This window comes from Enterobacter cloacae complex sp. 302F9, from assembly GCF_050030335.1.
Lineage (GTDB): Bacteria > Pseudomonadota > Gammaproteobacteria > Enterobacterales > Enterobacteriaceae > Enterobacter > Enterobacter hormaechei_C.
The window spans coordinates 1,049,855-1,064,478 of sequence record NZ_JBLGUC010000001.1 but is presented as its reverse complement, the minus strand read 5'-3'; the positions used below and the strand labels follow the sequence as shown (position 1 = coordinate 1,064,478).

Sequence of the window (14,624 nt, the reverse complement as noted above, 5' to 3'; positions counted from 1 at the left end):
ATGACGACGCAAATGCCATTCTCAGACGCAAGCTGCTTACAGGCAACGTTCCGCCCTACCTTAGTATAGCGGCACACTCGCGTCGCGGGCATCAATTACGATGGGTCAAAATGGAGTCGACTAAGCCGTACTCAACTGCCTCTGGTGCAGAGAGGAAGCGATCGCGCTCGGTATCGCGCTCGATCTGCTCGAGAGGTTGACCCGTATGCTGCGCCATAAGTTCATTCATGCGCGCTTTTACTTTCAGAATTTCTCGGGCGTGGATTTCAATATCCGTCGCCTGGCCCTGGTAACCACCCAGCGGCTGGTGAATCATCACGCGGGAGTTAGGCAGGCAGAAACGCTTACCTTTCGCCCCTGCGGTTAACAGGAAAGCACCCATGGATGCCGCCTGCCCCATACAGATGGTACTGACATCCGGCTTGATGAATTGCATGGTGTCATAAATTGACATGCCCGCCGTAATCACACCGCCTGGCGAGTTGATGTACAGGTAAATGTCTTTTTCCGGGTTTTCCGCTTCCAGGAACAGCATCTGCGCCACGATCAGGTTAGCCATATGGTCTTCCACCTGGCCGGTCAGAAAGATAACGCGTTCCTTGAGCAGACGGGAATAGATATCGAAAGAACGCTCACCGCGTGAGGTCTGTTCAATAACCATTGGCACCAGCGCCATATGGGGTGCAAAGTTATCTCGTTCGCCACTGTATGACATTTCCGTCTCCTGGTTCAAAATTGAAAACACCTGCTGTACTGATTGTAACCTTATGGACGGATTATCAGCCAGTCTCAATCATCGTGATTACATACTAATGGGGGTCGTCATGCCCTATTTCAAGCATAACAACGTTTTGTTGTAACGCTAACACTGAAAGGGCGTTTTAGCACCCTTCCAGGACTAAAGCTGTGATAAAAAAAACCCGTCGCCGGAGGGCAACGGGTTTTTTGTTCAAACTTTAAACCGTCGGGGCGAAATTACGCCTGCTGGTTCATCAGTTCGGTGAAAGAGGTCTCTTTTTCGGTCACTTTCGCTTTCGCCAGTACCGCTTCAACAGCCTGCTCTTCCAGTGCGACGTTGCGCATGTTGTCCATCAGCTCTTTGTTCTTACCGTAGAACTCGATCACTTCAGATGGATCTTCGTATGCAGAAGCCATCTCCTCGATCAGGCCTTTCACACGCTCTTCGTCAGCTTTCAGCTCGTGGGTACGAATCACTTCGCCCAGCAGCAGGCCGACAACAACGCGACGTTTCGCTTGCTCTTCGAACAGCTCGCGTGGCAGTTCCATCGCTTGCTGCTGGTTGCCACCGAAGCGCTGTGCAGCCTGACGGCGCAGAACGTCGATTTCGCTGTCGATCAGGGCAGCAGGAACGTCGATGTCGTTCGCTTTCACCAGACCTTCAATCGCCTGAGACTTCACGCGGTTACGTACAGCGCCGTTCAGCTCGCGCTCCATGTTTTTACGCACTTCGGTACGCAGGCCCGCAACAGAACCATCTTCCACGCCGAAACGCTTGATGAATTCTTCGGTCAGTTCTGGCAGTTCGCGCTCTTCCACTTTCTTCAGGTTGATAACGAACTTCGCTGCTTTACCTTTCAGGTTTTCAGCGTGGTATTCTTCAGGGAAGGTCACGTCAATGGTGAACTCTTCGCCCGCTTTGTGGCCTTTGATACCGTCTTCGAAGCCTGGGATCATACGACCCTGGCCCATCGCCAGTACGAAGTCAGACGCTTTACCGCCTTCGAACTCTTCGCCGTCTACAGAACCGGTGAAGTCGATGGTTACGCGGTCTTCCGCGTCAACAGCGCCTTCTTTCTCTTTCCAGTTCGCCTGCTGCTTGCGCAGGGTATCCAGCATGCCGTCAACGTCTTCGTCAGTCACGGAAACGATCGGTTTTTCAACTTCGATAGATTCCAGACCTTTCAGCTCAACTTCCGGGTACACTTCGAACTCTACGGAGTAGGTGAAGTCTTCGCCCTGCTTGTATTCACCTGGAACGTAGTTCGGCGCGCCGGCTGGATTGATTTTTTCTTTGATGATCGCGTCGATAAAGTTGCGGCTCATCAGTTCACCCAGCACATCCTGACGCACGGAAGCGCCATAACGCTGAGCAACAACATTCATTGGTACTTTGCCCTTGCGGAAGCCGTCAATACGTACTTTTTTTGCTACGTTGACCAGCTCGCTTTTCACAGCAGTTTCGATGCTGTCAGCAGCGATAGTAATCGTTACACGGCGGCCAAGGCCTTGAGTGGTTTCAACTGAAACTTGCATCTTGTTACCTCAAAAAAATCACAGTGCTCGGTCAACTCTGAATCTGTCTGTTATACCGGGATGCTCTCTTATGTGCAGATTCACATTCCCTGTCGCCAGAATCATCCCGAAGACATTCAATAAGACGCGGCATTATAGCGGCATCACTTAGGTGAGTCGAGAACGGTTGGAGCATGTTGCTGCGGCTTTTTTCACACTTTAAGGCTATTTTTAGCCTTAAAAACGCGCCATCCGCTCAAAACTCAGACAAAACAAAACGGCCCGAAGGCCGTTTTGACGAAATCTGTAAGCAACATACTGGAAAAACTCCGGCGGTTGCAAATCCGATTTATCAGGCGATGGTGCCTGCACCCCGACAAGGCGGTGATGCGAATACCGTATCCTGTAGCCCTTCCCATTCCTTAATGGTGTAGGTATGCAGCGCCAGCGCATGTACGGTTGTGGAGAGTTCTTCCGTCAAGGTGCTGTAGATCAAGCGGTGTCGGTTCAGGAAACGTTCTCCCGTGAAGCGATCGCTGACCAGAACCACTTTAAAGTGGCTTTCAGAACCTGCCGGCACGTTATGACGATAGCTTTCGTCGACAACTTCGAGAAACACAGGGTTGAACGCTGCCCTTAATTTTTCTTCTATCTGTTCACGTATCATCATGAAATCACTCCTCCGACAACGCTAAGGTGTCACCCATCCCTTTAAATATTAGCCGCTTTTACCGGTTCCATTACACCTTGACAACAAATATTTAGCTTTCGTCTGATTTTCTCATCCAAACGAATGAAGTTCACTATGAGGTTCATACGTTTTGTCACTTACAGGCAGAGAAAAGCGGAAAGGTGGTCAGTTTTCGGACAAGGCGATGAATTTACATGCGTTGACCACTTCCCCTGGCCGTTAGCGATGTTATGATGGCGGCAATTTTTCTCTCTTTGCTTACGATTCGTTGAGAACCCGAAAATGTTAAAAAAACTCTTCTTTCCGTTGGTAGCACTCTTTATGCTCGCCGGCTGCGCGACTCCGCCGACGACCATTGACGTTTCACCAAAAATTACCCTGCCTCAGCAGGATCCAAGCCTGATGGGCGTCACAGTCAGCATTAATGGCGCCGATCAGCGTCAGGACCAGGCGCTGGCGAAAGTGACTCGCGACAACCAGCAGGTCACGCTGACCGCCTCCCGCGACCTGCGCTTCCTGTTGCAGGAAGTGCTGGAAAAACAGATGACCTCCCGTGGCTACATGATTGGCCCAAGCGGCGCGGTTGATCTGCAAATCATCGTGAACAACCTGTACGCTGACGTCTCCCAGGGTAACGTTCGCTACAACATTGCGACCAAAGCCGATATCGCCATCATTGCTACCGCGAAGAACGGCAATAAAATGAACAAAAACTACCGTGCAAGCTATTCCGTTGAAGGCGCATTCCAGGCCTCCAACAAAAATATCGCTGACGCGGTTAACAGTGTGCTGACTGACACCATTGCCGACATGGCACAGGACACCAGCATTCACGACTTCATCAAGCAGAACGCCCGTTAATCCTGCTGACTGACCCGGTGCTTCACCGGGTCAGTTCATAAGAACATGTCCAGTCACTACTTACGTATTTTCCAGCAACCGAAATCAGCTATTCTGCTGATCCTTGGTTTCGCCTCCGGTTTACCCCTTGCGCTCACCTCCGGCACGTTACAGGCGTGGATGACGGTTGAGAACATCGATCTTAAAACCATTGGTTTCTTCTCGCTCGTCGGCCAGGCTTACGTCTTTAAGTTCCTGTGGTCGCCGGTGATGGATCGCTATACCCCACCGTTCCTCGGGCGCCGTCGCGGCTGGTTAGTGATGACGCAGGTGCTGCTGTTGCTGGCCATTGCCGCAATGGGTTTCCTTGAGCCGTCAACACAGCTGCGCTGGATGGCCGCGCTTGCGGTGGTCATCGCCTTCTGTTCCGCTTCGCAGGACATTGTTTTTGACGCCTGGAAGACGGACGTCCTGCCAGCAGAAGAGCGTGGCGCCGGTGCGGCAATCAGCGTGCTTGGCTACCGCCTGGGTATGCTGGTTTCCGGCGGGCTGGCCCTCTGGCTTGCCGACCGCTATCTCGGCTGGCAGGGAATGTACTGGCTGATGGCCGCTCTGCTGATCCCCTGCATTATTGCCACGCTATTCGCGCCTGAACCGAGCGATGTGATTCCGGTCCCCCGCTCGCTGGAGCAGGCCGTCGCCGCACCGCTCCGCGACTTCTTTGGTCGCAATAATGCCTGGCTGATCCTGCTGCTGATTGTCCTTTATAAGCTTGGCGACGCTTTCGCCATGAGTCTGACCACCACCTTCCTGATCCGCGGCGTCGGGTTTGATGCGGGCGAAGTCGGCGTGGTGAACAAAACCCTGGGACTGTTTGCCACGATCGTCGGCGCGCTGTACGGCGGTGTATTGATGCAGCGCCTGACGCTGTTCCGCGCTCTGCTGATCTTCGGCATCCTTCAGGGCGCATCGAATGCCGGTTACTGGCTGCTGTCGATCACCGACAAGCATATGATCAGCATGGCGACGGCGGTATTCTTTGAAAACCTGTGTGGCGGTATGGGCACTGCGGCATTTGTCGCCCTGCTGATGACGCTGTGCAATAAGTCATTTTCCGCCACCCAATTTGCGCTACTGTCTGCCCTTTCTGCCGTCGGGCGCGTATACGTTGGCCCCGTCGCGGGCTGGTTTGTTGAAGCTCACGGCTGGCCGACGTTTTATCTCTTCTCGGTGGTGGCGGCGGTGCCGGGGATTTTATTGCTGCTGGTCTGTCGCCAGACGCTGGAATATACCCAGCGGACGGAACACTTCATGCCGCGCACGGAATATCAGGCTGCCTATCGGTTTGCCCTGCGTCTGCTGATGGCTGGTTGTCTTGCGCTGGTAGTGTGGCTCGCGGTACTCATCTTGAATGCGACGACCACCTTGTCGCTTCCGTTTGAAACCCAGCTGCTTGATGCAGGGGTGTTACTCGCCATCGTGGGTATCCTGACCGGTGGGATGCTGGATTTCATGTCATTGCGGAAAACGCAGATGACATGAAGTAAAAAGCGAAAGGTTATTTCCCGTTGTAATAACGACACGAAATTATAACGGCGAAATAACCGCCATCGGCAAAAAAAATATTTGTTGTTTTGTGCGGGATAGCATTCGGAAATTATTGGAGCTTATTTCGCTACGCTATTTTCCGTTAAACGATTCAGCATTCGAAAGATTGAATTTTCGTTTTTTAGTTGTCTTTTTATTGATAATTAATTGTTAATTATTTGTGTATTTTTCACAATGGTTATACCAATTGTCCCTTTTGCGGTATGCTGGGGCACCCTTTCGTTATAACGCCCGCTCCGTGCGGCTTCCCCCGGAAAACGCGACATAATTTGCAACACTTGTGACATGTGCGGCAGAACCCGGTAACACCTTCCTGACACAGGGCTAATGATGTTTACAGTAATGTAACCTTCCCGTAAAATGCCCCCACACTTTAAACGCCACCAGACTCCCGTGGAATTGAGGTCGTTAAATGAGACTCAGGAAATACAATAAAAGTTTGGGATGGTTGTCATTATTCGCAGGCACTGTATTACTCAGTGGCTGCGATTCTGCACTACTAGACCCCAAAGGACAGATTGGACTGGAACAACGTTCATTGATACTGACGGCTTTTGGCCTGATGTTGATTGTGGTTATTCCTGCCATCTTGATGGCTGTTGGTTTCGCCTGGAAGTATCGTGCGAGCAATAAAGATGCGAAGTATAGCCCTAACTGGTCACACTCCAATAAAGTGGAAGCTGTGGTCTGGACGGTACCTATTCTGATCATCCTGTTCCTTGCTGTACTGACCTGGAAAACCACTCACGCACTTGAGCCGAGCAAACCGCTGGTTCACGATGAAAAACCTATTACCATTGAAGTGGTCTCCATGGACTGGAAATGGTTCTTCATCTATCCAGAACAGGGCATTGCTACCGTGAATGAAATCGCCTTCCCGGCGAACACTCCGGTTCAGTTCAAAGTGACCTCCAACTCCGTAATGAACTCCTTCTTCATCCCACGTCTGGGCAGCCAGATTTACGCGATGGCCGGTATGCAGACTAACCTGCACCTGATCGCGAATGAAGCAGGCACCTACGACGGTATCTCCGCCAGCTATAGTGGCCCGGGCTTCTCGGGTATGAAGTTCAAAGCTATCGCTACGCCAGACCGCGCGACTTTCGACCAGTGGGTTGCAAAAGCGAAGCAGTCTCCAAACACCATGTCTGACATGGCGGCGTTCGAAAAAGTGGCTGCACCTAGCGAATACAACAAGGTGGAGTACTTCTCTAACGTGAAACCGAATCTGTTCAAAGACGTTATTGGCAAATTTATGGATCACGGCATGAGCATGGACATGACCCAGCCTGAAGGCGAGCACAACACGCACCAGGGTATGGAAGGCATGGACATGAGCCACGCGGAAACCGCTCACTAAGGGGCCGAGGAAGAAAATGTTCGGAAAATTGACACTGGATGCAGTGCCCTACCATGAACCGATTATTATGGTTACGGTGGCTGCAATTATCATTGGTGGCGCGGCCTTAGTTGGCCTGATCACTTACTTCGGTAAGTGGAGCTACCTGTGGAATGAGTGGCTGACTTCGGTTGACCACAAAAAACTCGGTATCATGTACTGCATCGTCGGTATCGTCATGTTAATTCGTGGCTTTGCGGATGCAATCATGATGCGTAGCCAGCAGGCGCTTGCGTCTGCGGGCGAAGCCGGCTTCCTGCCGCCGCACCACTACGATCAGATCTTTACCGCCCACGGCGTTATCATGATCTTCTTCGTGGCGATGCCGCTGGTAATCGGTCTGATGAACGTGGTCGTTCCGCTGCAAATCGGCGCGCGCGACGTTGCGTTCCCGTTCCTGAACAACCTGAGCTTCTGGTTCACGGTTGTCGGCGTTATCCTGGTTAACCTGTCACTGGGTGTGGGCGAATTTGCTCAGACTGGCTGGCTGGCCTACCCGCCGCTGTCGGGAATTGAGTACAGTCCGGGCGTGGGCGTTGACTACTGGATTTGGGCGCTTCAGCTCTCCGGTGTCGGTACCACCCTGACCGGTATTAACTTCTTCGTGACCATCCTGAAGATGCGTGCACCAGGTATGACGATGTTCAAGATGCCAGTATTTACCTGGGCATCTCTGTGCGCCAACGTCCTGATTATCGCGTCGTTCCCAATTCTGACCGTCACCATCGCGCTGCTGACCCTGGATCGCTATCTGGGTACCCATTTCTTCACGAATGATATGGGTGGCAACATGATGATGTACATCAACCTGATTTGGGCCTGGGGTCACCCGGAAGTGTACATCCTGGTTCTGCCGGTGTTCGGTGTGTTCTCCGAAATCGCGGCAACCTTCTCGCGTAAACGCCTGTTTGGTTACACCTCTCTGGTGTGGGCAACCGTATGTATTACCGTCCTGTCGTTCATCGTCTGGCTGCACCACTTCTTCACCATGGGTGCGGGTGCCAACGTAAACGCCTTCTTCGGTATTACCACCATGATTATCGCGATCCCGACCGGGGTTAAGATCTTCAACTGGCTGTTCACCATGTACCAGGGTCGTATCGTGTTCCACTCAGCTATGCTGTGGACCATCGGCTTCATCGTGACCTTCTCCGTAGGTGGGATGACCGGCGTACTGCTGGCGGTACCAGGTGCTGACTTCGTTCTGCACAACAGTCTGTTCCTGATTGCGCACTTCCATAACGTTATCATCGGTGGCGTGGTCTTCGGCTGCTTCGCTGGTGTGACCTACTGGTGGCCAAAAGCGTTCGGTTTCACCCTGAACGAAAAATGGGGTAAACGCGCGTTCTGGTTCTGGATCATCGGCTTCTTCGTGGCGTTTATGCCGCTGTACGTGCTGGGCTTCATGGGGATGACCCGTCGTCTGAGCCAGCAGATCGATCCGCAGTTCCACCCAATGCTGATGGTTGCAGCGGGCGGCGCAGCGCTGATTGCCTGCGGTATTCTGTGCCAGCTGATTCAGTACTACGTGTCTATCCGTGACCGTAACCTGAACCGCGACCTGACCGGTGACCCGTGGGGTGGCCGTACGCTGGAGTGGGCGACCTCTTCTCCGCCTCCGTTCTATAACTTTGCCGTAGTGCCGCACATTCACGAGCGTGATGCATTCTGGGAAATGAAAGAAAAAGGTGAAGCGTACAAGCAACCTGAGCATTACGAAGAGATCCATATGCCGAAAAACAGCGCCGCGGGCATGGTTATTGCCGCTTTCGCAACGGTATTTGGTTTCGCAATGATCTGGCACATCTGGTGGATGGCGATTGTTGGCTTCGCTGGCATCGTAATCAGCTGGATTGTGAAGAGCTTTGACGAGGACGTGGACTACTACGTACCAGTCCGTGAAGTTGAAAAGCTGGAAAACCAGCATTTTGACGAGATTTCTAAAGCGGGGCTGAAAAATGGCAACTGATACTCTGGCGCACTCAACTGCCCACGCGCATGAACATGCGCACCATGATACAGGACCGACGAAAGTCTTCGGTTTCTGGATCTACCTGATGAGCGACTGCATCCTGTTCTGCTGTCTGTTCGCAACCTATGCCGTTCTGGTGAACGGCACAGCGGGCGGCCCGACCGGTAAGGACATCTTTGAACTGCCGTTCGTTCTGGTTGAAACCGCACTGCTGTTATTCAGCTCCATCACCTACGGCATGGCGGCTATCGCCATGTACAAAAACAACAAGAGCCAGGTTGTCTCCTGGCTGGCGTTGACCTGGCTGTTTGGTGCTGGCTTTATCGGGATGGAAATCTATGAATTCCATCACCTGATCATGGAAGGTTTCGGCCCGGATCGTAGCGGCTTCCTGTCAGCGTTCTTCGCGCTGGTAGGCACCCACGGTCTGCACGTGACCTCGGGTCTGATCTGGATGGCGGTGCTGATGTTCCAGATCTCCCGTCGCGGCCTGACCAGTACTAACCGTACCCGTATTATGTGCCTGAGCCTGTTCTGGCACTTCCTGGACGTGGTATGGATCTGTGTGTTCTCTGTTGTCTATCTGATGGGGGCGATGTAATGAGTCATTCTAACGATCATGGCGCTTCCCACGGCAGCGTAAAAACCTACATGACAGGCTTCATCCTGTCGATCATTCTGACGGTGATCCCGTTCTGGATGGTGATGAACGGTTCTGCATCTAAGCCGGTTATCCTGGGCGCAATCCTGGTGACCGCGGTGATTCAGATTCTGGTGCATCTGGTTTGCTTCCTGCACATGAACACCAAGTCCGATGAAGGCTGGAACATGACGGCCTTTATCTTTACCGTGATTATCATCGCTATCCTGGTAGTCGGTTCCATCTGGATTATGTGGAACCTTAACTACAACATGATGGTTCACTAAGAGCGGCGAGTATGTTTAAGCAATACCTGCAAGTCACGAAACCAGGCATCATCTTTGGCAACCTGATCTCCGTAATCGGAGGGTTCCTGCTGGCCTCTAAAGGCAGCATTGATTACACCCTCTTTATTTACACGCTGGTCGGTGTGTCACTGGTGGTTGCGTCCGGTTGTGTATTTAACAACTACATCGACATGGATATCGACAAGAAGATGGAAAGGACCAAAAATCGGGTGCTGGTTAAAGGCCTGATTGCTCCTTCCGTCTCGCTGGTGTACGCCACCTTGCTGGGTATTGCTGGCTTTATGCTGCTGTGGTTTGGTGCTAACCCGCTGGCCTGCTGGCTGGGGGTGATGGGGTTCGTGGTGTATGTGGGCGTCTACAGCCTGTATATGAAACGTCACTCCGTCTACGGCACGCTGATTGGTTCTCTCTCCGGCGCGGCGCCGCCGGTGATTGGCTACTGCGCCGTCACGAACGAGTTCGACAGCGGTGCGCTCATCCTGCTGGCTATCTTTAGCCTGTGGCAGATGCCGCACTCCTACGCCATCGCGATTTTCCGCTTTAAGGATTATCAGGCGGCGAACATTCCGGTTCTGCCGGTCGTGAAAGGCATTTCGGTTGCCAAGAACCACATCACGCTCTACATCATCGCTTTTGCCGTGGCAACGCTGATGCTCTCTCTGGGCGGTTACGCCGGATATAAATATCTGGTGGTAGCAGCTGCGGTGAGCGTATGGTGGCTCGGCATGGCCCTGCGCGGTTATAAAGTGGAAGATGACAAGGTCTGGGCACGCAAGCTGTTTGTGTTCTCGATTGTCGCCATCACCTCCCTGTCCGTGATGATGTCCGTAGACTTCATGGTGCCAGATTCACAACACCTGCTGACTTACGTCTGGTAAGAAGACTGATGTAAAAACGCCGGGTTTAGCCCGGCGTTTTTTATTGGTACGGCGTAACCCCTTTCTTTAACAGTATATTGCCGTATTTCGCGGTCTCGCCCGTCACCACGATGGCGTACGCTTTCTGTGCCCGCGCATAAAACGCATAACGGTCAATACGCGTAATCCCCTCCCCTTCCGCCTCACCAAAGAGTGCGTTGCGATAGCGCGCTTCTACCTGTATATCGAGCGTATCCCCGTCGACAGGGGCCATCATCACCAGCGGTGGCGCATAGCTGTCCAGTTCAAACAGCGGTATCACCGCGGCCAGCAAATCGCTGATGAGCAGGCCATCTGCGCGGATCGTCTTTGGCCCCAGGCTGTGCGCGGGAAAGTGAGCATCTGCAAAAATAATCTCGTCACCATGACCCATTTCTGCCAGCGTTTTCAGCAGCTCGGGTGAAATCAGAGGGGATATCGTTTTAAGCACAAGGTTGCTCCTCAGGATAGAAATAACGGTAACGATAGTGGACCCGATCGCGAGCAGCCTCAGCGCTGGCCGTTTCTCCGACGCCCCACCATCCGTACAAAGACGCCCCCAGCACGGTCGTATCAGCCTCTTCAAGAACCTTCACCGGGATCCCAAGCGCATTGGACTTGAGCTGATTCCACAGCATATTGCGGCTACCTCCCCCCACCAGCAGGAGTTCACGCGCCTTAAATTGCGCGATCGCCTCCAGCGCCAGGCATTTTTCTTGCAGATGCACCGTGAGTCCTTCCAGGGCTGCGCGGTAAAAATGGGCTGGCGTTGTGGTGAGCGTAACGCCCTGCCAGCCGGCGAGTGGAGAATCGAGCAGTTGGGTATTCATCGTGACGCCATCCGCGCCGTTCGGAATTGCCGCCGCCTGAGCCAGAATAGTGTCCCAGTCGGTACCAGGCGACCAGAACAGCGCGCGGATCCACTCCAGTACGCCAGACGCCAGATATTGCATTCCCGGATTATAGAGCCCCGTCCGGCTATCCAGTTCGCAGGTCGCGCCCGGGTATTGCCCCAGCAAAGCGGTATCAACCTGCGTGGTGCGCGCCATTAAAATCTCCCAGGTACCCGAAGAGAGAACTGGCTCATTAATTCCCGCCCCGGCGCCAAAAAGGGCAAACTGCGTGTCGTGCCCGGCGGAGATCACCGGCACACCGCAAGGCAATCCGAGCCTGGATGCAGCGTCGGGCCGCAATTCACCAATCCTTTCTCCGGGGGAAACCAGCGGCGGGAAAAGGGAATGAGACACGCCGATCTTGCTTAAGATCGTTTCACTGAAGCGCTGCTGATGCAGATCGAACATCTGACTGGTACCGGCCATCGTGAGATCGGTCGTCATCTTTCCGGTCAGGCGATGGTTGATTAGCGAGGAGATAAAAAGCCAGGCGTGAGCACGCTGTAACAGATCGGGATGGTTGTCCTGAAGCCAGCCTAGCTTATACAACGTGTTAAAACTAAACTGCCCAACGCCGGTGATCTGCTGTAGTTCTGCCGGGGAGCATGAACGGGCAACCGCTTCCATCACCGGCACGGTTCGCGGGCACTTCCAGCTGATGATCGGGTAAAGCAGTTCTCCCCGCTCATCTACCAGTGCGCCATCCACGCCAAAGGTCGTCACACTCATTCCGCACAGGTGATGCTCGCTCAGCGCTGCGCTGATTTTCTGACAACAGACGGCAAACCGTTGCATGATGGCGTCGAGCGACCACTGGTGCCAGGCCGGATTTTCAGCGGCGCTTTCGCTTTCGTTCGCCACCGCGGCGCGCGCCACAATATTCCCTTCGGGATCCAGCGCAATGGCGCGCACGTTCGTCGCGCCACAATCGAGAACCAGAAAACATTTTTTCATCGCGGTCCCCACAGGCTGCCAGCCCGCCGGAGCAGGCTGGCAGGCCGGATTAATGTTTGTATAACGGGCCGTAATTTTCACAGGCGCGGTAATCCTGCCCTTCCGGATCCATACCGTGAGCGCCCCAGGCCGTCGGCCGATAAATCAGCGCCTCCGGTACGTTATGCATGCATACAGGGATGCGCAGCATGGACGCCAGGGTGATGAAATCAGCACCGACGTGCCCGACGGTTAATACCCCGTGGTTAGCGCCCCAGTTCGCCATCACTGAATAGACGTCGCTGAACGGGCCTTTACCGGTCAGGCGTGGGGCAAACCAGGTGGTGGGCCAGGTTGAATCGGTGCGCTTATTCAGAATGTCATGTACGTGTTCCGGCAGCTCAACACTCCAGCCTTCCGCTATCTGTAATACCGGACCCACACCCTTGATGAGGTTTACGCGGGTCATGGTAAATGGCACGCCACCCCGGGTGAGGAAGTTTGATGAGAAACCGCCCCCGCGGAAGTATTCATGCACCGCCGGACACCAGTGGGTTGCGGCCAGGCACGCGTTGGCTTCCTGCTCAGTAATGTCCCAGTGTGGTTTCAGGGTCGGTTTCCCCTCGGCGTTTTTCTGCTCCGCTGTACCGTCCAGCGCCGCCGAGCCGGAGTTGATCAGATGAATAATGCCGTGCTCAGCCCGTCCAGTGAGCTTCTGGCCGGTAACACGCTCAACCGACTCCGGCGACCAGTAGGTGCGTACATCAGCAAAAATCTGCGCGGTGCCGGTCATCAGATGCCCAAACAGCATCGCTACCCCGTTAAGGCTGTCATTTTCCGTCGCCACTACCAACGGCTGGCGAATACCGTTCCAGTCGAAAGAGCTGTTCAGCAGCGCCTCTGCGGTATCGCCATTTGGATACTGATCCGTCCAGTGGCGCTGCCCCTGGAAACCGGACGCAATGGCGTTATAGCCCAGCGATTCCTCCACGCGGCCCATCGCAGCGAGTTTAGGGTTGCCCTGCATCATGTCGCGGATGCACATCGCCATTAGCAGGCTCTCCCGCAGGATCGCGGCATTTTCCTGTTCATTGCGACGATACTGCTCTGCGTTTTTATCCTCGCCGAAACGGAAATGTGCCTTCGCCCAGCTCAGGGCCAGCTCAAGTTCTTGCTCGTCGTAAATCTTATGATCGATGCGGCGACGCAGTTCGGTCATATCCACCGCCTGCACCTTCATCCCCAGCCAGGATTCAAAGAAGTTGTGATCGACAATCGAGCCCGCGATCCCCATTGAGACACCGCCCACCGACAGATAACTTTTCCCCTTCATGCTGGCGACCGCCAGGCCCGCCCGGGCGAAGCGCAACAATTTTTCCTCAACGTCTGCCGGGATGGTCTCGTCGCCCGCATCCTGTACATCGTGGCCGTAAATAGAAAACGCCGGGATCCCTTTCTGGTTATGCGCTGCCAGCGCCGCTGCGAGGTATACCGCCCCCGGACGCTCGGTGCCATTAAAGCCCCAGATCGCTTTCGGGCGCAGCGGATCCATATCAATGGTTTCACTCCCGTAACACCAGCAGGGGGTGATGGTGATCGTCAGACCAACGTGGCACGTGCTGAACTTCTCTTCGCAAGCGGCGGATTCCGCCATTCCGGCAATGCAGCTGTCGGCAATTACGCACTCTACGGGCGTACCGCAGGGGTGGCGTAATTTTTCACTGAGTAGCGCCGCCGTGGCTTTCGCCATGTTCATGGTCTGCTCTTCCAGAGACTCACGTACGCCCATTCGGCGACCATCAATAACAGGTCGAATGCCAATCCGGGGTAACGCTTTTATCGTTTTCATAGCCCTTCCTCACGTTGGTTAACCTATCCGTCTCAGGGGCATAGCCGTGAAAAAGCGCCCGGGCAGCACCGTGAACGGAAAGCGGTGAAATTTGCTAACTCGAATTAGCTTAGGGTTCTCAATAAAAATGAGACAAGATAAATGTGCAGAATCTGTGAGCAGTTTCACGATGAGAGGTCAAAATTCGATCAGCGCCAGGTATTACGATTCAGCAAAAACTAAACATACCGTTTAAATTCAATTAAATAACAAAATACCTTTGCACGACGTCACAATTTGAATACAAATGATTTGGCTAAATTATGACCCTAAAATAGCTTTTAAGGACGAAAGCTAAGTCGA

13 protein-coding genes are annotated in these 14,624 nt (G+C 53.6%); 7 read left to right on the top strand and 6 right to left on the bottom strand.

Annotation, left to right across the window (positions count from 1 at the left end; translation table 11 throughout):
- Positions 1-91: 91 nt before the first annotated feature.
- The 3 genes from clpP to bolA form a co-directional block, all read right to left on the bottom strand.
- Positions 92-715 (bottom strand): ATP-dependent Clp endopeptidase proteolytic subunit ClpP, encoded by a 624-nt coding sequence (gene clpP / locus ACQG0T_RS05015; RefSeq protein ID WP_006809880.1) that lies wholly within the window; start codon positions 713-715, stop codon positions 92-94.
- A gap of 260 nt (positions 716-975) precedes the next feature.
- Positions 976-2,274, bottom strand: a complete 1,299-nt coding sequence (gene tig / locus ACQG0T_RS05010; protein ID WP_015571277.1) for a trigger factor — start codon at positions 2,272-2,274, stop codon at positions 976-978.
- A 331-nt stretch (positions 2,275-2,605) separates the two neighbouring features.
- A complete protein-coding gene (bolA, locus tag ACQG0T_RS05005; RefSeq protein ID WP_003859051.1) occupies positions 2,606-2,923 on the bottom strand; it encodes a transcriptional regulator BolA in 318 nt (105 codons plus the stop codon).
- Between the two features lie 303 nt (positions 2,924-3,226).
- On the opposite strand from bolA, the gene ACQG0T_RS05000 reads away from it, so the two are divergent.
- From ACQG0T_RS05000 to cyoE, 7 genes are all read left to right on the top strand, one after another.
- The gene (locus tag ACQG0T_RS05000; protein WP_003859052.1) at positions 3,227-3,805 is read left to right on the top strand and encodes a lipoprotein; all 579 of its coding nucleotides are present in this window, start codon (positions 3,227-3,229) and stop codon (positions 3,803-3,805) included.
- 45 nt (positions 3,806-3,850) lie between these two features.
- Positions 3,851-5,326 carry a muropeptide MFS transporter AmpG gene (gene ampG / locus ACQG0T_RS04995; RefSeq protein WP_017383190.1) on the top strand — a complete coding sequence of 492 codons (1,476 nt, stop codon included), beginning with the start codon at positions 3,851-3,853 and terminating at the stop codon, positions 5,324-5,326.
- A gap of 478 nt (positions 5,327-5,804) precedes the next feature.
- Positions 5,805-6,752, top strand: a complete 948-nt coding sequence (gene cyoA, locus ACQG0T_RS04990) for a cytochrome o ubiquinol oxidase subunit II (RefSeq protein WP_006809886.1) — start codon at positions 5,805-5,807, stop codon at positions 6,750-6,752.
- A 16-nt stretch (positions 6,753-6,768) separates the two neighbouring features.
- On the top strand, positions 6,769-8,760 hold the full coding sequence (gene cyoB / locus ACQG0T_RS04985) for a cytochrome o ubiquinol oxidase subunit I (protein WP_017383189.1): 1,992 nt from the start codon (positions 6,769-6,771) through the stop codon (positions 8,758-8,760).
- On the top strand, positions 8,750-9,364 hold the full coding sequence (locus tag ACQG0T_RS04980; RefSeq protein WP_003859057.1) for a cytochrome o ubiquinol oxidase subunit III: 615 nt from the start codon (positions 8,750-8,752) through the stop codon (positions 9,362-9,364). The genes cyoB and ACQG0T_RS04980 overlap by 11 nt, the downstream gene beginning before the upstream one ends.
- Positions 9,364-9,690, top strand: a complete 327-nt coding sequence (locus tag ACQG0T_RS04975; RefSeq protein WP_006809888.1) for a cytochrome o ubiquinol oxidase subunit IV — start codon at positions 9,364-9,366, stop codon at positions 9,688-9,690. Before ACQG0T_RS04980 ends, ACQG0T_RS04975 begins: the two co-directional genes overlap by 1 nt.
- An 11-nt stretch (positions 9,691-9,701) precedes the next feature.
- Positions 9,702-10,589 carry a heme o synthase gene (gene cyoE / locus ACQG0T_RS04970; protein WP_017383188.1) on the top strand — a complete coding sequence of 296 codons (888 nt, stop codon included), beginning with the start codon at positions 9,702-9,704 and terminating at the stop codon, positions 10,587-10,589.
- 40 nt (positions 10,590-10,629) lie between these two features.
- Here cyoE and fucU read toward each other — a convergent pair whose 3' ends face one another.
- From fucU to fucI, 3 genes are read right to left on the bottom strand one after another with little or no spacing between them, the layout of a single operon-like run.
- Entirely contained in the window at positions 10,630-11,058 is a 429-nt protein-coding gene (fucU, locus tag ACQG0T_RS04965) for an L-fucose mutarotase (protein ID WP_022647241.1), read from the bottom strand.
- Positions 11,051-12,454: an L-fuculokinase gene (gene fucK, locus ACQG0T_RS04960; RefSeq protein WP_271040579.1), complete on the bottom strand. Its 1,404-nt coding sequence runs from the start codon at positions 12,452-12,454 to the stop codon at positions 11,051-11,053. Before fucK ends, fucU begins: the two co-directional genes overlap by 8 nt.
- A gap of 49 nt (positions 12,455-12,503) precedes the next feature.
- Positions 12,504-14,282: an L-fucose isomerase gene (gene fucI / locus ACQG0T_RS04955; protein ID WP_058686211.1), complete on the bottom strand. Its 1,779-nt coding sequence runs from the start codon at positions 14,280-14,282 to the stop codon at positions 12,504-12,506.
- Positions 14,283-14,624 lie beyond the last annotated feature (342 nt).